Here is an 18,999-nt window from a genome sequence, read left to right as displayed (position 1 = left end):
ACCTCAATAATAGGTCATAATTTGTGACCTACCAAGAGATATTTCTGAAAATCATCCGGCTTTGCCCCTGTAAGTCGGGCCGAAAGTTGCTATTTCAAAACTGCGTCAGATTTGTTTGGAAAGTTGCTGCGATGGATTGGGACAAGCTCAGAATATTTCACGCGGTAGCCGATGCAGGCAGCCTGACCCATGCGGGTGATACGCTGCATCTGTCGCAATCTGCCGTCAGCCGCCAGATTCGCGGGCTGGAAGAGGCCCTGAATGCCACTCTGTTCCACCGCCATGCGCGCGGACTGATTCTCACCGAACAAGGGGAATTGCTGTTTGATGCCACCCGCGCGATGGTCAAGCGGCTCGATGCCGCGACAGCGCGCATCCGCGATAGCGAAGAAGAGGTGTTTGGTGAATTGCGCGTCACCACCACTCAAGGGTTTGGTACGCTCTGGCTTGCCCCGCGCCTGCCGCATCTTTACGAGAAGTATCCCGATCTCAAGATTGACCTAATGCTGGAAGAACGCGTGCTGGATCTGCCCATGCGTGAGGCCGACGTGGCGATCCGCATGAAAGAACCCAGCCAGGCCGATCTGATCCGCAAACGGCTGATGAGTGTGCATATGCGCCTTTATGCTTCACCTGAATATATCGAGAAAAACGGTGCGCCTGACAGTTTGGACCATCTCGGCTCGCACAGGTTGATCTGTCAGAACCCGCATTCAGCACAGGTCGGAGCCAGCGCCACTATGGTCACCGAGTTGTTGGCCCATGACGTGCCGCCACTGTTGACCGTAAACAACTATTACGGTGTCTTGCAGGGGGTGTTACACGGATTGGGAATCGGCGTTCTTCCCGACTACGTCACCCATGACTTTCCTGAACTTGTGCGGGTCTTGCCTGACTTTGAGTCGAACGAAGTGCCGGTTTTTCTGGCCTACCCAGAAGAATTACGCCAATCCAAGCGGATATCAGCGTTCCGGGATTTCGTTCAGGACGAGATCATCGCCTACCGCAAAGACATTAGAAAACAACAAGATACGTGATTTTTTCAATCATATGGTCAAAAGCCATGCAACAGACGCATAACGGCCATGCTGCAGTTGCGGCATTGAAACTCTTGATTGGTTCTAAATCGTCCCCTAATTCAAAGCATGACAGTGACGGCGAAAGCCTTACTATCATACCTCCCTGTTGGACTTCGGCCGAGCTTAGTGCTCGGCCTTTTTTTTGGCGGTAGGGCTGGCTAGTGTTCTTTTATGACCGTAAACCTGCGCCCTGCTCTGCCCAACGAGGCCCCAGCCCTCACCGCACTCAGCCTGCGCTCAAAAGCCTATTGGGGGTATGACGCGGCGTTCATGCGGGCGTGTGTCGACGAGCTGACCTTGTACCCAAGCGATCTGGCTCCAGAGACCTTTGTGGTGGCCACGCGCGACGAGACCGTTGTCGGGCTGGCGCAGATCGCCCCATTGGATCACGATGCCGATCTGCTCGCCTTATTTGTTGAACCTGACCATATGGGCCACGGTGTGGGCCGTGTGCTTTTTGAGTGGTCCGTAGAGGCGGCCCGGGCCATCGGAGCCATAAGGTTGATGATCGAGGCCGATCCGGGTGCCGAACCTTTCTATGCCCGGATGGGGGCCGTGACCGTCGGCACGGCACCTTCTGGATCTATCCCGGGTCGGGTTTTGCCGTTGATGGAATATCGGCTTTAAACGCGCTGAGTAACCGGACGGGTTCGATTATCCGTGGAGAGACAAGCCTAAATCACAACCAACTCTGGCCCGGCAAACGGCGAAATAGCCCTTGGTCCGTCATCCGTGATTACAATGTTTTCCTCATGCACCATGATCTTCCCGGGGCGGACTTCGATCCCCGGTTCCAGCGTGATCACCATCCCCGGCTGCAGCACAGTCTGGTTCTGCGCCGTCAGCGACAAACCTTCGGTCAGTTGCATACCAAGGCCATGACCCAGACGCCCGGCTTCTTCGCCGCCGCCCACGATATCAGCCATTACCCGCCACAGATCGCAGGCCCTTACACCGGGGCGGGCCATCTCGAAAGCAGCCTGTGTTGCCTCGATCAGATGTCGATGGGCCGCGCGGGCAGCCTCCGACGCCTCGCCGATGGCAAAATTGCGATCATAATCACAGAAATACCCGTCCCGAACCGCGCCCGTGTCCAGCATCATCACGTCGCCCCTACGCAACGGGGCCTCGGTGGCCGGTGAGATTACATCGCCATATCCGCCCTGCCCGGCCCCGCCAGAGATGTAGGGCACCCAATCAGCGCCCTCTTCCAGCAACAGCCGCTGAAAATTGCGAAACACATCCGATAGCGCGATGCCCTCCCCTGCGATCTCGCCCATCCGGGCAAAGGCACGCCCGGCGATGGCACAAATCTCGGTGATCTTGGCGATCTCAGCCTCGGACTTCACGGCGCGCAAGTCGGCAACGATGTCATGATCTCCGTCAAATGCCAGACCGCTGGCCGCTTTGACCCGTTCAAAATCCGCCAATGGCATCCGCAGCAGCGTTTCATAGCCCGACGGCACGCCGACCGGACCACCAACTTCGCGCAATGTCTCGGACAGCAGGGTCACACCGTCATCTTCGGGCTGGGGCGCGGACCATGTGCGGATGTCATCAATCCACGTCGTACTCATCAGTGCCGCCCCGATTGACGGGATCACGGCAACCGGCTTGCCACTTGCCGGAACGACCAAAAACCAGGGGCGACTGGGGCTTTCCCAGAACCGGGTCAGAAATCCCGTGAAATAGCGCACATCCGGCTCGCTCGTCAGCAGCAAAGCACCAAGGCCCACTTGCGCCATCCGTGTTTGAGCCCTTTCAACCCTCGCTGCGAACTCAGCCTCGGGAAAGCCGCGGTTCATGCATCTGGTCCTTCGCTCAGAATACACAGCACGCGTGCGTCTGGGCCCAGCCCCATGAGCCGCAGCGCCGCAAGGCCAGCCCCACCGGATTCGGAGGTAGCAAGGTCGTGGTCCGCCAATACCGGAAGGATATCCGACGCCTCATCTTCGGTGATCGTGACAAAGGAATCCGCATCCCGCGCCAACCCCTTCAGAGCGATCAACGACGGCTCTTTGCAATCCAGCCGCCCCATATTCGAGACCGGGCCACTGGTCACCACGGGCTTGCCCGCCTCAATGCTGGCGATCAGGGCCGGGGCCACCTCGGGCTCGACCACGATGACTTGTGGTGCATCACCCCAGACTTCGCGGAAATAGGCGGCACAGGCCCCTGCCAGTCCGCCAACGCCTGCCTGCAGAAAGATATGGGTGGGAGGTTCTGGAATTTGTCTTGCCGCTTCGGCGGCCATGGCGAGATAACCTTCCATCAAACGGTGCGGGAGTTCAAAATATCCGGGCCACGAACTGTCGGAAAGCAAGGTCCAGCCATTCTCCTCGGCGGCGTTCGCAGCCGCTTCCATGCTGGCCTCATATTCGGCCCCTTCTCGAACCACCTGAGCGCCTTTGTCGCGCAGACGGCGCGCAAAATCCTCCGGCACGGTCTCGGCAAGATAGACGACCGCATCGGCCCCGAACACCCGCGCACCAGCGGCCACCGACATGCCGTGGTTGCCCGCGCTGGCAGTTACATAAGTGCGTCCACCCAATGCCGTGGCCATATCATCCGCCCCGGTTTCAGCCGCCTGATGGGCGATCACATAGGCCGCCCCCAGCGCCTTGAAGCTGCCCAGCCCCATACGGCCACGTTCGTCCTTGACCCAAAGTTGCGGGCCAAAGCCTGTGACCTCAGTCAGAGGTGTCTCACCCGCCGAGGGACAGCGCGCCAACAACGCCTCGGACGCATCAGATGCCACGCTGGGCCATGGTACATCGTCCAGTATTGCCTCGGGCAGCCCGGTGCCGCGCCATGGGTTTTCAATCATTTTCATTGCACTCTCCCTGTTGGCGCGCAGACAATCTCAACTGCTCCGCCCGGTCAAGCCATACTGGCTCTTCCCCCGGGCTACGGAATCCCCTAAAGAAACGCGCAAACGCAAGCTTTGGGGATGTCTGCCACATGCAAGAGCCGGAAATCACACCCGACCTGATCGACGCGCATGGGCTGAAGCCCGATGAATACCAGCGCATTCTTGAGATCATCGGGCGCGAACCGACATTCACCGAGCTGGGTATCTTCTCGGCCATGTGGAACGAGCATTGTTCTTACAAGTCTTCAAAAAAATGGCTGCGCACCTTGCCCACCGAAGGCCCGCAAGTGATCTGTGGACCAGGCGAGAACGCAGGCATCGTTGATATTGGCGACGGTCAATGCGTTGTTTTCAAAATGGAAAGCCACAATCACCCCAGCTATATCGAACCCTATCAAGGCGCGGCGACGGGCGTCGGGGGCATCCTGCGCGATGTCTTCACTATGGGCGCGCGCCCCATTGCATCGATGAATTCGCTGTCCTTTGGCGAACCGGATCATCCCAAAACCCGGCAACTTGTGCATGGGGTTGTCGAGGGGATCGGCGGGTATGGCAACTCGTTCGGTGTGCCCTGCGCAGGTGGCGAAGTGCGCTTTGATCCGGCCTATAATGGCAACTGCCTTGTGAATGCCTTTGCCGCTGGTCTCGCCAACACGGATGGTATTTTCTATTCTGCCGCGTCGGGCGTGGGTATGCCCGTGGTGTATCTGGGGGCCAAGACCGGGCGTGACGGTGTCGGCGGCGCGACGATGGCCTCAGCTGAATTCGATGAAAGCATCGAGGAAAAACGCCCCACCGTGCAGGTTGGCGATCCGTTCACCGAAAAGCGCCTGATGGAGGCCACGCTGGAGTTGATGCAGACCGGCGCCGTGATCTCGATTCAGGATATGGGCGCGGCTGGCCTGACCTGTTCCGCCGTGGAAATGGGCGACAAGGGCGGCCTTGGGGTCAAGCTGCAACTGGATGACGTCCCGCAACGTGAAGAGAACATGACGGCCTATGAAATGATGCTGTCGGAGTCTCAGGAACGCATGTTGATGGTGCTCAAGCCCGAACTTGAGGCCGAGGCCCGCGCCGTGTTTGAAAAATGGGACCTCGATTTTGCCATTGTCGGCGAAACCATTGCCGAAGATCGCTTTCTGATCCTGCATGGCAACGAGGTGAAGGCCGACCTGCCGCTGGCAACCCTGTCGGGCAGTGCCCCGGAATATGACCGCCCGTGGGTGCCCACGACCCCTGCTGCGCCGCTCGATCCGGCTTCGGTGCCTGCCGTGAATGCCGTGGAGGGTCTGAAAGCACTGATCGCATCACCCAACTATTGCTCGCGCCAATGGGTGTGGGAGCAATATGACACCATGGTCATGGCCGATTCAGCCCGCACGCCGGGTCAGGGCGCGGGTCTGATCCGCATGCACGGCACCGACAAGCTGCTGGCCTTTACCAGCGATGTGACACCACGCTACGTCAAGGCCGACCCGGAAACCGGTGGTAAACAGGCCGTGGCCGAGGCGTATCGCAACCTCACCGCCTTGGGGGCCAGACCGCTGGCCACCACGGACAACATGAATTTCGGCAACCCCGAAAAGCCCGAGATCATGGGCCAGTTTGTCGGTGCCATCAAAGGCATCGGCGCAGCGGTGGCGGCGCTGGATATGCCAATCGTGTCGGGCAACGTCTCGCTTTACAATGAAACCGATGGGGCGGCGATCCTGCCGACGCCAACAATCGGCGCTGTCGGCCTGATTGCCCATGCGGATGAAGCGATCACCGGGCAGGCCCGCGATGGGCATGTGGCCTTGTTGATTGGGGAAACAGAAGGCCATATCGGCCAGTCCGCTTTGCTAGCGGAACTGCACGGGCGCAGCGAAGGCACCGCCCCGCCGGTCAATCTGGATGCCGAAAAACGCAACGGCGATTTCATCCGTGCCAATCACACTTGGATCAAGGCCTGTACCGATCTGTCCGATGGCGGGCTGGCACTCGCCGCGTTTGAACTGGCCGAGGCAGCCGGCGTGGGCGTGTGCCTGGACAGCGACGACACTGCTTTCCTCTTTGGCGAAGATCAGGCCCGTTACCTGATCGCCTGCAGCTTTGACGAGGCCGAAGCCCTGATGATCGCGGCCGGAAAAGCAGGCGTACCGATCCAAACCGTGGGCAAATTCACCGGCGACATGGTCAGCTTTGGCAGCACCTCTGCCCCACTGGCCGAGTTGTCGCGGATCTTCCGCTCCAGCTTTGCGGCGACCTTCGACAGCTAGCATCACAGCGCATCACAGTTGCATGACGCTTATGGCCGATGCCGCATGAAAATGGCAGGCTTTGTGAAACCACGCTCACAAAGGATACCGCCATGCTCCGTTTTGCTCCGCTGCTTCTGGCTCTGCTGATCGCCATCGCCCTGCCCTTGCGCGCTCAGAGCTCAGATGAGCCCGCCACCGAAGCCCCCATGACACTCGAACGGCTGAACGAGATCATCATGGTTCTCGATCCCGAAGCGCTTCGCGAGGGCACTATCTGGCAGCTTCAAATCGCCGAGGTGCCTGTGTTGATCGTCACTGATCCGGCGGCCGACCGAATGCGCGCCGTGGCCCCTGTACGCGAGGCAGACGGACTCACCCAGGAAGAACTGACCCGGATGATGCAGGCCAATTTCGACAGCGCATTGGACGGGCGCTACGCAATCGCCAAGGGGATGCTGTGGTCCACCTTCATCCATCCGCTCGGGCCCCTTGAAAAGGACCAGTTTATTTCGGGGCTGGGACAAGTGGTGAACCTGACGCAAAGCTATGGCACACTTTATTCAGGCGGGGCGATGCAATATGGCGGCGGCGACAGTCAGGGATTGCAACGTGCGTTGATCGACGAACTGCTGAAAAAGGGCGAAGAAATCTGACACGCCTTGCACTGGGATGCGCCCGGCTCTACATCAGGGACAAGACAAAACAGGAGATGCGCCCATGGCCATGCAAGCCCAGGAAATCGAAGACCTGATCCGCGCCAGTTTTCCGCAAGCCCAGATCACCATCACCGATCTGGCCGGGGACGGAAATCACTATGCGGCCGAGGTGATCGATGCCTCCTTCGCCGGCATGAACCGGGTGCAGCAACAGCGCGCTGTCTACGCCGCGCTGAAAGGCAAAATGGATGGCCCCTCGGGCGATCTGCACGCCCTTGCCCTGACCACCAAAGCCCCCGACTGATCCCAATTCCAGACGAACAGGACGCCTCAAATGACCGACGTCAAATCCCAGATCGACGAAACCATTACCGCCAATGACGTGGTGCTTTACATGAAAGGCACCAAATCCATGCCGCAATGCGGGTTTTCGTCCCGCGTGGCCGGGGTGCTGAACTTCATGGGCGTGGACTTTGCCGATGTGAATGTGCTGGAGGACGAGGCCATCCGACAGGGCATCAAGGATTATTCCGACTGGCCAACCGTGCCCCAGCTGTATGTGAAGGGCGAGTTTGTCGGCGGATGTGACATCATCACCGAGATGACCCTCTCGGGCGAGCTGGACACGTTGTTCGAGGAAAACGGTGTTTCTTACGACAAAGACGCCGCCGACAAAATCCGTGAAGCCAACGCCTGATTCATCGCCAGTATGCTAGCAAGGATTCGCCCGGCCCAATCGGGTTTTTCGGTTGTGGCGCTAGTCATCCGAAGGTCCGCGCATAACCCAAAGCGGGCATTGACCTAAGCCGCGCGATGGCCAGACCGCGGGGTGGCGATCTGACCTTTTTGCACAGCACTTTATGGCAACCAAATCCGCAAAAGATCGGAGCGGCGCGCCTCCCTTACCAAATCGCCAGCCCTTGCGGGCGGTCTGGCGATCGCGCGGCGGCTTCGCCTTGATTCCGCGCGGGGGGCAAGTTACCGCTTTGCCCCGCAAAAAGTCATCCTGCTTCATGCTCCCTTTAACAGCGACAATTCACTCGGCAGGTTCCAAGACCGTCACCCCTACCGCCGCAGCCCGCGCCAGATCGCGGTCCAGTGACATCGGAATATATTCGCCCCGCCGCCACAGCTGTGCCAGATCATCATAGTGACGGCTCAGGAAATGTCCGGATTGCCCGGTCGAGGTGATGAACACCGAACTATCCGGATCAGCAAAATCATAAACGCCGCGATAGCCCGCGCCATGCACATTCTGGAACGGATCGGGGCCATCGCCGCCACGTGTGCGCCCGCGCTGCAAAGTATTGTCCCCACCCGACGTGCTTTGACGAATGTTCACGAAATACCGCAGCAGTGGCACTTCTCCCAGTACCGGGTGATCATGGGTGGCCTGATGCGCATCACCCCAGCGCAGGCTCTCCAGCGCTGTGCCATAATGCTCCTCCACCCATATCAGCGCGTCATCAAGTGCCAGCCGTGCAACATCGACACAGGTCTCAACCGGCGAGGACTGACGCACATCGCACCACGCCGAGGCGCCATCTAGGTCGCGATAGACCCGCTCGATAAACAGTGGATTCACATGCGTAAATTCATCGGCCAGCGGCCCAAGATCATCCCGGATCAGGCGATCCTGCAGCGCCCGCACCCAAGCGGCGTAAATCAGCGGCTCAGGCAGGTGCTCGTTCATCTCACCATTCCACTCGGACAGCAGGGCCAAGGCGCGTTGGCGCAACCGCTCGGGCGTACCTTCCGCTGCCGCCTCGCCGGTGAACCAAAGCTCGGCCCCGATCAGGGGCAAAAGGGAGCGGGCCGAGAAGCTGACCGTGTCTAGCTGTGCCTCGATGAAACTGTCGCGGGTATGTACCTGCCGACTTTGCATCAGCCGCCGCCAGCGGTTCACACGTTGGGTATCCCCCCACCAGTGGCTGACATGCAGCGGAAAGGGCCGGTTGACCGTCTTGTTGTTGGTGTTGCCCAACAGTCCGCCGATTGGCGCAACAAATTCTGGGTTCGCCGAGAACGGGATGATCCCCTGCCAACGGTTCTCACTGCGCCAGCCCGGGCTGGGCATGCGACCTTCGCTTTGATGTCGGGCATCGCGGCGCGGCATCGCCCCGATGGTCTTCATTGCGATCTTGTCCTGATCGACCACCGTAAGGTTCTGAGCCGGTGCGATGTAAAACTGCCCCGCCTCCAGCGCCTCATCCACCGTGGCGGAATACATAATTGCCACAGCCGCACTCATCGTCGTGTCTCGCCCGGTCAATGCAGTCCAATTGACCGCCGCCACATGGCCTTGCGGCGTCACCTTGCCCAGATCATAGTGCGAGCCCGGCAGCAGCGGGCCATTGTCCGTCCAGCGCAGGGTCAGGGTGATCGGATCGCTGTCCTTGATTTCAATGATAGACTTGCGGGTCTCAAAGGCCTTGAACCCATCCGGCGTGCGGTATTCTTCCGGATTGGCAGGGTTCAACTCTTCGATAAAGACGTCCTGATCGTCCAAATAAGCCGAGGTGATCCCCCAACCCAGGTTAGCGCTCCGCCCGGTCATCACCGCCGGCACACCCGGTATCGTCCCGCCGATCACACCGCCAGTACTCAACTCCAACCGCGCCAGATACCAAACCGTTGGCGCGGTGAGGCCCAGATGGGGGTCGTTGGCCAGCAAGGTGCCACCCGAGGCCGAGCGTTTGGGCGCGGCAGCCCAGGCGTTGGAGGCCCCGGCCAGCTCATGCATTCTGAACGGTGACAATGGATCGCCTGACGGTTCGGCACGCACCACCTGGCGGCGCCCGATCGGCGCATCGAACAGGCTGGCATATTCCGGCAAGGCGGCAATTCCGCTGCCCGGAGCGTCTGGCAGGATGTCGGCCAAACGGTCGGGGTCAGGCACTTCCAGCGCCGTGCGTGCGGTTAGCACCTCGTGGCTCAGATGCCCTGACAACTGGATCGCCAGCAGCTTGATAATCGCAATGGAATCTGCGGGTTGCCATGGCGCAATCGGGTTCTCAAAAATGAACATCTCAGGCGCACCGCGCCCCAATGCTTCGGCATTGATCTCGGCCAGACGGGCATTCACCCCTGCCGAGTAGGCCTCAAGCGCGGCCATGGTACGCCCATCCTGCACCTCGACTGATTGGCGGGCCAACCCATAAAGGTCGAACCGCCTCAGAACCTTGTCGATCTCGATGGTGCGGGGGCCGAACACCTCGGACAACCGCCCCTGCACGGTCCGGCGCAATACTGTCATCTGCCACAGCCGGTCCTGCGCATGGGCATAGCCCAGTCCAAAGAAAACATCCGGGTCCGCCTGCCCGAAGATATGCGGTACGTTGGAGTTGTTCCGAATAATCTCAACCGGGGCGCTGATACCCGCGACACGCAGCGTCTTGCTGTAATCCGGCAGCGACCGGGACAGAAGGAAATAGGCCACCAGCACGGCCAGACCACCCAGCAGAATCAATCCGCCAGTGATCCGCACCAACCACCGAAACAGCACCGCCATTCGCGCGCGCCCCTTTTCCCTTGCATCCGCGCACCGGGATAGTCAGAAATCCGGGGCGAGACAATGGTCGGGAGACGAACAATGGCGAAACTTGCATTCCTAGGCTTGGGCGTGATGGGATATCCGATGGCAGGGCATCTGCAATCCGGCGGGCACGACGTCTGTGTCTATAACCGCAGCGGTGCCAAGGCCGCGAAATGGGTAACCCAGCATGGCGGGCAAAGCGCCCCTACCCCGCGCGAAGCCGCAGCCGATGCGGACTTTGTGATGGCTTGCGTGGGAAATGACGATGATCTGCGGTCGGTCTGCACAGGAGAGGATGGCGCCTTTGCAGGCATGAAACCCGGCGCTGTGTTCGTCGACCACACGACCGTGTCCGAGAAAGTCACGCTTGAGCTTTATGCCGCCGCCAGGTCGGCCGGTCTCAGCTTTGTCGATGCGCCGATTTCAGGCGGCCAGGCAGGGGCCGAGAATGGTCAATTGGGCATCATGTGCGGTGGCGACGCCGACAGCTATAACGCCGCCGAGCCGATCATTAATATCTACGCCAAAATCTGCCGGCGCATTGGCCCCTCGGGGGCCGGGCAACTGACCAAGATGGCCAATCAGATCGCCATTGCCGGCTTGGTTCAAGGCTTGTCCGAAGCACTGCACTTCGCCGAGAAAGCCGGGCTGGATGGCCGTTCCGTGGTCGAGGTAATCAGCCAAGGGGCGGCCGGCAGCTGGCAGATGAGCAACCGTCATGACACCATGCTGGACGACCATTTCGACCACGGATTTGCCGTTGACTGGATGCGTAAGGATCTGGGCATCGTTCTGGACACCGCCGATGAAAACGGGGCCTCCCTGCCCGTCACCGCCCTTGTTGATCAGTTTTACAAGGACGTTCAGAAAATGGGTGGCGGACGCTGGGACACTTCCAGCCTGTTCAAACGCCTGCGCAAAATGGGCTAAGCGCCGCTATTGACGCAGTTCACGCTTCTTCTGGCCCAAAATATCCCCGCCGGAGGCTCGGAGCGTCAAGCCAAACACACCCGTTCGACATCACGCGAACCTCTGGCCTCAGACGCCAATCAAACAAAAAAAAGCGCGCGGCCCTGCCAGGGGCCGCGCTCCGTTTGATCAAATCAGTTCTCAGGCCACAGCGACAGCGCGCCTGGTCATGACAGCCGCCAGGTGGGCGCGATACTCGCCTGATCCATGCAGATCCGAGATCATGCCCGATCCATCCAAGCTCAGACCTTCCAACGCGGAGGCTGAGAAATCAGACGACAGTGCCGCCTCGGCCTCGGCCCAACGGAACACGCCCTCTTCCGAGGCACCGGTGATCGCCACGCGCACGCCATCGCCATGTTTAGCGACAAACGCCCCGACCAGTGCAAAGCGTGATGCAGGCTGATCGAACTTCATGTAAGCCGCCTTTTCAGGCACCGGGAATTTGACCTCAGTGATGATCTCCCCTTCTTCAAGGGCCGTGGTGAACAGCCCGTCAAAGAAATCATCCGCCGCGATTTCGCGGGTGTTGGTGATCACCGTCGCGCCCGAGGCCAAAACAGCCGCAGGGTAACAGGCCGAGGGGTCATTATTGGCCAATGACCCGCCGATTGTGCCGCGATTGCGGACAGCTGGGTCGCCGATGTTCCCCGCCAGTGCAGCCAGCGCCGGATAAGCCGCCGCGGCTGCGGCAACCTCGGCATGGGTGGTGGCCCCGCCAATGCAGATGCGGCCCTCATCATCGGTGCAAATCCCGCGCATTTCATCAATGCCGCTGAGGCAAACCAGCCGATCCGGGCTGGCCAGCCGTTGTTTCAGCGTCGGGATCAGGGTTTGACCGCCGCCCAGTGGCTGACTTTCGGTGCTGTCACTCAGTAGTTTCACGGCATCGGTCACACGGGTGGGGCGTTCGATATCAAAGCTATACATGATCTTCTCTCCTTACCCTTGCATCGCCGACCAGACGCGCGAAGGCGTCAGGGGCATATCAATATGGGTGATGTCGTGTCCGGCGCGTTGCAGCGCATCGACCACCGCATTGACCACCGCAGGCGGCGAGCCAATCGCGCCAGCCTCGCCACAGCCTTTGACGCCCAAGGGGTTATGCGTGCAGGGTGTCTGGCAGGAATGATCGACCTGATAAAAGGGCACATCATCGGCGCGCGGCATGGTGTAATCCATGTAGGACCCGGTCAGAAGTTGCCCATCTTCGTCATAGGCACAGCCTTCCATCAAGGCCTGCCCGATCCCCTGCGCCAGCCCGCCATGGACCTGCCCCGAGACGATCATCGGATTGACGATATTGCCAAAGTCATCGGCGGCTGAGAAGCGTTCGATCGTGACCTTGCCGGTGTCGGGGTCCAACTCGACCTCGCAGGCATAGGCGCCCGCCGGATAGGTAAAGTTGGCCGGGTCATAAAACGCGGTTTCCTCCAGCCCCGGTTCGATCTCTTCCAGCGGGTAGTTGTGGGGCACATAAGCGGCCAGGGTCACATCGCCCCAGGCTACGGATTTGTCCGTCCCTGCCACGCTGAACTGACCATCTTTCAACTCGATGTCACCTTCAGAGGCTTCCATCAGGTGGGCGGCAATCTTGCGTGCCTTGGCGATAATCTTTTCTGTCGCCTTCACCATCGCGCTACCGCCAACCGCCAGCGAGCGTGAGCCATAGGTGCCCATGCCCATTGGTGTATTGGCCGTGTCGCCATGCACCACCTCGACCATGTTCGGATCAATCCCGATCATATCGGCCACCACCTGGGCAAAAGACGTCTCGTGCCCCTGCCCGTGGCTGTGGCTGCCGGTCATCACCACCAGACCGCCTGTGGCGTTGACCCGCACCGTGGCGCTTTCATAAAGCCCCGCCCGGGCGCCGAGCTGACCAACAAGGTTGCTGGGGGCGATCCCGCAGGCCTCGATATAGCAGTTCACGCCAAGACCGCGCAGCTTGCCATTGGCCTTGCTTTCAGCCAGCCGCGCTTCAAAACCCGACATGTCGGCCATCTCTTCCAGCTTATCCATCGTGGCATGATAATCACCCGTGTCATATTCCACGGCCACTGGCGTGGCATAAGGGAACTCGGTCACGAAGTTCTGGCGGCGCAAAGCGATGGGGTCGCCCCCCAATTCACGCGCGGCCTTATCGATCACACGTTCGATCTGGAATGTCGCCTCGGGACGGCCCGCGCCACGATAGGCATCAACCGGAACGGTGTTTGTGAACACCGCCTTGACGTTCACATAGATCACCGGCGTCTTGTAATTCCCCGCCATCAGCGTGCCATGCAGCCATGTCGGGATCGACGGCGCGAAGGTGCTGAGATACGCCCCCATATTCGCATAGGTCTCGGTCCGGATGGCGGTGAAGTTGTTATCACCATCCAGCGCCAGTTCAATCTTGGTCACATGATCTCGGCCATGGGCATCGGACATAAACGCTTCGGAGCGGCTACAGGTCCATTTCACCGGCCGGTTCAGCGCCTTGGCGGCAAAAGTGCAAAACGCCTCTTCCGCGTAGTGATAGATTTTTGAGCCAAATCCGCCGCCCACATCCGGGGCCACAACCCGCAACTTGTGTTCCGGAATACCCAGCACGAATGCGCCCATCAAAAGGCGGATCACATGCGGGTTTTGAGAGGTCGTGTAAAGCGTGCTGTCGCCGGTTGAGCGATTGAAATCTCCGACCGCCACGCGCGGCTCCATCGCGTTGGGGATCAGCCGGTTATTGACCAGCTCCAGCGTGGTGACATGGGCCGCATCCTTGATCGCCTGATCCACCACATCCTTGTTTTCCTCAACGAAACCCCAGTCATAACAAAGGTTTGAGGTCAGATCGTCATGTACCTTGGTCGCGCCGTCCTCCAGCGCGGCCTTCATGTCCATCACCGCTGGCAACTCAGCAATATCGACGTCAATCGCCTCGGCGGCATCGCGTGCTTGTTCGCGGCTTTCGGCGACGATCGCGGCAATCGGATCGCCCACATGGCGCACCTTGCCTTCGGCCAGAACCGGGTGTTTGGGTTCCTGCATGACCTCACCATGCTTGTCGGTCACCTGCCAACCGCAGGGTATCCCGCCCACATCGGCAAAATCAGCCGCTGTAAAGATGCGGATCACGCCGGGCATACCCGCCGCTGTGCTGGTGTCCACGCCATTGAGCGTTCCGTGCGCCACATCAGAGCGCAGGAAATGTACATAGGCCTGACCCCGCATATTGATATCATCTGTATAATTGCCGTTTCCGGTCAGAAACCGGACGTCCTCGCGCCGTTTATTGCTGGCGCCGATGCCTCCATCTGCTGGCATTTTTGAATTCCTCCCTTGGGGATGGCGGGGTGAACCCCGCGCCTCGCGCCTTATTCGGCGGCGATTGAGCTTACGTCCTGACCAGATGCGGCCATGATCGCCTTGACGATGTTGTGATACCCGGTGCAGCGGCAGATATTGCCTTCCAGATACTCCCGGATTTCGGCCTCGCTGGGCGTCGGGTTCTCGTTGAGAAGCGCCGCCGCAGACATCACCATGCCCGGCGTGCAAAATCCGCATTGCAGCCCGTGATGGTCCTGAAACGCCTGCTGAATCGTCCCCAGCGAGCCGTCGTCATTGGCCATACCCTCGACGGTGACAACCTCGGCACCCTCGGCCTCCGCGGCAAAGACAGCACAGGCTTTGACCGCCTTGCCATCCATATGCACAACACACGCACCGCACTGGCTGGTATCACAGCCAACATGCGTACCCGTCATGCCCAATGTGTCTCTTAGAAAATCTACAAGCAGCGTCCGGCCTTCAATCTCGCCGGATACGCCCTTGCCGTTCACAGTCATGCTGACCTGTGACATCGGCTCCTCCCTGCTGGTTATTATACTGGCTTAAGTAGAGTTAAGCACGGCCCCGGCCAGTTGAGAACCCGGTTTTTCCCAAATGGTCAGAATTCAGCTTTTCCCGGGTTCGATCTGCGCCCTCAACACAGGCTCAACCGCGAACAGATCTCAGGGTGCGGCAACACAATTGTTCAGTAGCACCGTCTCGTCGGACGCACCTTCAGCCTGATAGGTCAGGAAGGCGGCCTTGCCCTTCACGTGCCATCGATATCCGATCTCACCGTCACCACTGGTATAAAACGCCCCCGAGGCGGCTGGCGCATCTTGCAACGCCACCAGTTGGCCCTCGATGTAAAGCACTGCCAGTCCCGCCGCCTCTTTCGGATTTACGTAAATCGCCCGCACCTCGGCATTGCGATCACAGCGATACCGCACCTCAGCAGGCAAACTGTCGGCCATGGCCCCGAATGGCATCAGGCTGGCGGCTATGCCCATTGTGATCCGTTTCGATGCCATGATCGGCCTCCCTATATCCTCATACGCTTGGTTTACCGCGTCTTGGTTGCGGGCGCGTCGGAATCTCCTTCAACAGACCGCCCACCCCCATCGCCGCAAAATCCGCATCCTCGATGGGCACACCACAGGCGACCCGGCTAAGAACCCAATCGGCGCCGTGCAACACGGGCGAGCGCGCGCTGCCGGGCAGACCAATCACTGGCCGGTCGCCCAACGCACCCAGAAACAACAGATTGCCGGGATCAACCGGAATGCCGAACCGCGTGATCTGCCCCCCGGCCTGGCGCAGCGCCTCGGGTGCCGTGTCACGGATATCAGAGGTGGCCGATGCGGTCAGGATCAACACGATCTGGCCCTTTGCCAAGCCAATTTCCTGCGCCAGCTCCGCTTCATCATGGGCGCAGAGGCGGGTTTCAAGCAGCTCTATACCCAGACCGTTCAGACGGTTGAAAATCGCCTCCTCACCCTTGCGGCCCGGTCCTCCGGGAATATCCGTGACGATCAGGCTGGCGCTGGCATAGATCGGTGTTGCCAGTCCGATAGCCTCGCCCAACAACTCGGTCGCCCGCATCACCGCCACGCCCGGTACAGCATAGGAAATTACCTTGATGGTCGCGATCATGCCCCCGGAGTGGATTTGGTGAAACGGCGGCACGGTGGCCACGGTGATCATAGGATCAACCGCATTGGCCGCGTCGATCTGTGCCACGTCCAAACATACCACACCGGGGGTCTGCGCAATCAGGTTGACCCGACCGGTGAAAGGCGCGCTCAGCTGAATCCGGGCCTCTCTTTTGCAGCTTGCAGCCGCCAATTGACGCGCGGCCGCGTCTTCATGCACATCGCCCTCTTCAAGCTGTGCGACCGTGACCTGAGACACGCCCGCCGCCGCCAAAGCCGCGCATTGCGCTGCCGATAGAACAGCCCCTTTGCGCATCCGTCCTTCGGGCAGATTCAGCGAGTGGGCCAGGATTGCTCCTTCGGCATCGTCCACCGAAACAGGACCGAATTTCATGCGGGTTTCCTCAGCACAGCAATCATCTGCGCGAGGATCGACACAGCAATTTCCGCAGGACCCGCAGCACCGATATCAAGACCGACAGGCCCGTGAATGCGCGCGATCTGTTCAGGAGTGAAGCCTTTGGCCGTCAACCGCTCCACCCTCTTCGCATGGGTGCGGGTCGAACCCAGCGCACCGATGTAAAACACCTCCGAGGCCAGCGCCTGTTCCAGCGCGGGATCATCCAGCTTTGGGTCATGTGTCAGCAGAACCAGCGCGGTGCGCGTGTCCAGCCCATAGGCCTGCACACCCTCGTCAGGCCAATCGTTGAGAATGGTTTCCCCCGGGAAGCGATCTGCCGAGGCAAAGCTGTCACGCGGGTCTATCAGCAAAGGATCAAAACCAGCGGTCCGCGCCATCGGCACAAGCGCCTGCGCGATATGCACCGCGCCAACAATAATCAGGCGCAGCGGAGGATTGTGAATGCCCACGAAGGTCTCGCCATCCTCCTCAAAGCCCGAACGGTCCATGCGAAACCGCGCATCGTGCCCCTGCCGGTCCAGCCGCCGTTTGCATTGCATCCCTGTCACATAGGCAACCGGCTCGCGCGCCGCACGGGCCGCCACCAGCTCTTCCAATACCGGCACAGGCATAACCGTGCCCACAGGTTCCACCAGCACGCGGATTGTTCCACCGCAGGCCAAGCCGACCGCAAAGGCATCATCATCACTGACGCCGTATTCCAGCATCACCGGCTTACCGTCTTCGATGGCCTCCAGTGCCTCGGCCACGACGGCGCCCTCGACGCACCCACCCGAGACGGAGCCTGCGATCTCGCCTTCGCCCGAAATTACCAGCTGACTGCCAATACGGCGCGGCGCGCTGCCCCAGGTCTGCACCACGGTGGCCAGCGCAGCGCCTTTGCCCTCGCGGTGCCAACGCAATGCGGTCTCGGGAATATCGTCAAATCGGTCCATGATCAGGCTCCTCAGCCTCCAATATGGGTCGCGTTACACCGCAGCACAAATCGAAAAGCGAGTTCCATTTCCTTTAGAGCGCCGCCATCAAGCGTTCCTTTTCGCCAGCATCATTCGGGCGGGACAGCGCTACCGCCAAATCTTCCAAGGTTGCAATGGAATGACCGGCGCGAAACGTATCCACATGCGGCAGCATCGCGCGAATGCCTGCGGCTTTGGGGGCAAACCCCTCCCATCGAAGCAGCGGGTTAAGCCAGATCAGACGACGGGACGACAAGTGCAACCGCTCCATTTCCCGTCCCAGTGCATCGGGATCATCCCTGTCCAACCCATCGGTGATCACCAGAACAACGGCACCCTGCCCCATCACCCGGCGTGACCAGTCGCGGTTGAACTCGTGCAGGCAGGCCCCGATCCGCGTGCCACCTTCCCAGTCCTGCGCTTCCTGCCCGGCTGCGGCCAGCGCGGCATCCACATCCCGCGTGGCCAGATGGCGGGTGATATTCGTCAACCGTGTGCCAAAGGTAAACGCATGCACCTTGGACCAACCCTGCCCCTGTCGGTTGGCCACCGCGTGCAGGAAATGCAGGATCATGCGGCTATATTGGCTCATCGAGCCGGAAATATCACAGAGCACCACAAGGTTGGGCCAGCGCGGACGCGGTTTCTGCAGGTGGATTTTGCGCAGCTCGCCACCCCGGCGCATCGCCGCGCGCAGGGTCTTGCGGGCGTCGATGCGCGCACCTGAATGACTGGGCTGTCCCCGACGCGAGGCCAGGGGTTTGACCGGCAAATCCAGCCGCGCCAGCATCCGCTTGGCCGCGGCAATCTCGTCAACGCCCATCTGTTCGAAATCGAGAGTGCGGAGACGTTCTTCCCCCGACATGGTCAGCGAGGCATCAACCTCGATCTCGGTCTCTTGCACGGGCTGGTCATCGGATTGTTCCGGCTGATCCGGCTCGATCCCGTCCAACAAGGCTTCGGCAGCGCGTTTTTCGGCAGGTTTGGCGCTGCGATCCTCCTGCACGCCGCGAATGGCGGGCAGCATCATCGCCATCATATGCTCCATATACCGCGGATCACGCCAGTAAAGCCGGAAAATCTGGGCAAACACAGCACGCTGTTCAGGCCGGTTCACGAAACAGGCGCGCAGCGTGTAAAAGAAATCGCGTTGCGAGGTGAAGCCCGCAGCCTCGACCGCCCGGATTGCATCCACCACCCGGCCCGGCCCGGCAGGCAACCCGGCCTTGCGCAACGCCCGCGCGAAATGGGTGATGTTATGGGTAAGTTTGGGGCGATCGGGCAGATCAAGCGGGGCGTATTCAGACATG

At 60.2% G+C, this 18,999-nt stretch carries 17 protein-coding genes; 7 read left to right on the top strand and 10 right to left on the bottom strand.

The features are described from left to right. The first annotated feature begins 131 nt into the window (after positions 1-131). Both V6N02_RS01935 and V6N02_RS01930 read left to right on the top strand, forming a co-directional pair. Positions 132-1,037, top strand: a complete 906-nt coding sequence (locus V6N02_RS01935) for a LysR family transcriptional regulator (RefSeq protein ID WP_371223776.1) — start codon at positions 132-134, stop codon at positions 1,035-1,037. A 213-nt stretch (positions 1,038-1,250) separates the two neighbouring features. Then, on the top strand, positions 1,251-1,706 hold the full coding sequence (locus tag V6N02_RS01930) for a GNAT family N-acetyltransferase (RefSeq protein ID WP_371223774.1): 456 nt from the start codon (positions 1,251-1,253) through the stop codon (positions 1,704-1,706). A gap of 47 nt (positions 1,707-1,753) precedes the next feature. On the opposite strand, the gene V6N02_RS01925 is transcribed toward V6N02_RS01930, so the two are convergent. Together V6N02_RS01925 and V6N02_RS01920 are read right to left on the bottom strand one after the other, a co-directional pair. Next, complete coding sequence (locus V6N02_RS01925) at positions 1,754-2,884, bottom strand: M24 family metallopeptidase (RefSeq protein ID WP_371223772.1); 1,131 nt, start codon at positions 2,882-2,884, stop codon at positions 1,754-1,756. After that, positions 2,881-3,912 carry a pyridoxal-phosphate dependent enzyme gene (locus V6N02_RS01920; RefSeq protein WP_371223770.1) on the bottom strand — a complete coding sequence of 344 codons (1,032 nt, stop codon included), beginning with the start codon at positions 3,910-3,912 and terminating at the stop codon, positions 2,881-2,883. The genes V6N02_RS01925 and V6N02_RS01920 overlap by 4 nt, the downstream gene beginning before the upstream one ends. Positions 3,913-4,040: 128 nt before the next feature. On the opposite strand from V6N02_RS01920, the gene purL reads away from it, so the two are divergent. The 4 genes from purL (at position 4,041) to grxD (ending at position 7,544) form a co-directional block, all read left to right on the top strand. Then, entirely contained in the window at positions 4,041-6,209 is a 2,169-nt protein-coding gene (gene purL / locus V6N02_RS01915) for a phosphoribosylformylglycinamidine synthase subunit PurL (RefSeq protein WP_371223768.1), read from the top strand. Positions 6,210-6,301: 92 nt separating this feature from the next. Continuing rightward, positions 6,302-6,844, top strand: a complete 543-nt coding sequence (locus V6N02_RS01910; protein ID WP_371223766.1) for a hypothetical protein — start codon at positions 6,302-6,304, stop codon at positions 6,842-6,844. 64 nt (positions 6,845-6,908) lie between these two features. Continuing rightward, entirely contained in the window at positions 6,909-7,151 is a 243-nt protein-coding gene (locus V6N02_RS01905) for a BolA/IbaG family iron-sulfur metabolism protein (protein ID WP_371223764.1), read from the top strand. 30 nt (positions 7,152-7,181) lie between these two features. Further along, positions 7,182-7,544 (top strand): Grx4 family monothiol glutaredoxin, encoded by a 363-nt coding sequence (gene grxD, locus V6N02_RS01900; RefSeq protein ID WP_371223762.1) that lies wholly within the window; start codon positions 7,182-7,184, stop codon positions 7,542-7,544. A gap of 339 nt (positions 7,545-7,883) precedes the next feature. On the opposite strand, the gene V6N02_RS01895 is transcribed toward grxD, so the two are convergent. Next, positions 7,884-10,358, bottom strand: coding sequence for a penicillin acylase family protein (locus tag V6N02_RS01895; protein ID WP_371223760.1), 2,475 nt, complete (start codon positions 10,356-10,358; stop codon positions 7,884-7,886). Positions 10,359-10,439: 81 nt separating this feature from the next. On the opposite strand from V6N02_RS01895, the gene V6N02_RS01890 reads away from it, so the two are divergent. Then, on the top strand, positions 10,440-11,312 hold the full coding sequence (locus V6N02_RS01890) for an NAD(P)-dependent oxidoreductase (protein WP_371223758.1): 873 nt from the start codon (positions 10,440-10,442) through the stop codon (positions 11,310-11,312). Between the two features lie 180 nt (positions 11,313-11,492). On the opposite strand, the gene V6N02_RS01885 is transcribed toward V6N02_RS01890, so the two are convergent. The 7 genes from V6N02_RS01885 to V6N02_RS01855 form a co-directional block, all read right to left on the bottom strand. Next, entirely contained in the window at positions 11,493-12,281 is a 789-nt protein-coding gene (locus tag V6N02_RS01885; protein WP_371223756.1) for an FAD binding domain-containing protein, read from the bottom strand. Between the two features lie 12 nt (positions 12,282-12,293). Next, the gene (locus tag V6N02_RS01880; RefSeq protein WP_371223754.1) at positions 12,294-14,657 is read right to left on the bottom strand and encodes a xanthine dehydrogenase family protein molybdopterin-binding subunit; all 2,364 of its coding nucleotides are present in this window, start codon (positions 14,655-14,657) and stop codon (positions 12,294-12,296) included. Between the two features lie 50 nt (positions 14,658-14,707). Beyond that, positions 14,708-15,193 (bottom strand): (2Fe-2S)-binding protein, encoded by a 486-nt coding sequence (locus tag V6N02_RS01875; RefSeq protein ID WP_371223752.1) that lies wholly within the window; start codon positions 15,191-15,193, stop codon positions 14,708-14,710. A 150-nt stretch (positions 15,194-15,343) separates the two neighbouring features. Continuing rightward, positions 15,344-15,691 carry an MliC family protein gene (locus V6N02_RS01870; protein ID WP_371223750.1) on the bottom strand — a complete coding sequence of 116 codons (348 nt, stop codon included), beginning with the start codon at positions 15,689-15,691 and terminating at the stop codon, positions 15,344-15,346. 19 nt (positions 15,692-15,710) lie between these two features. After that, positions 15,711-16,706 (bottom strand): molybdopterin-binding protein, encoded by a 996-nt coding sequence (locus tag V6N02_RS01865; RefSeq protein WP_371223748.1) that lies wholly within the window; start codon positions 16,704-16,706, stop codon positions 15,711-15,713. Beyond that, on the bottom strand, positions 16,703-17,668 hold the full coding sequence (locus tag V6N02_RS01860; protein WP_371223746.1) for an XdhC family protein: 966 nt from the start codon (positions 17,666-17,668) through the stop codon (positions 16,703-16,705). The genes V6N02_RS01865 and V6N02_RS01860 overlap by 4 nt, the downstream gene beginning before the upstream one ends. Positions 17,669-17,741: 73 nt before the next feature. Beyond that, the gene (locus V6N02_RS01855) at positions 17,742-18,998 is read right to left on the bottom strand and encodes a vWA domain-containing protein (RefSeq protein ID WP_371223744.1); all 1,257 of its coding nucleotides are present in this window, start codon (positions 18,996-18,998) and stop codon (positions 17,742-17,744) included. Between the last annotated feature and the right edge of the window lies 1 nt (position 18,999).

Source organism: Roseovarius conchicola (assembly GCF_041403425.1).
Classification (GTDB): domain Bacteria; phylum Pseudomonadota; class Alphaproteobacteria; order Rhodobacterales; family Rhodobacteraceae; genus Roseovarius; species Roseovarius conchicola.
Note: the sequence above shows the minus strand (reverse complement) of the source record. Positions and strands in the feature narration are given on the sequence as shown.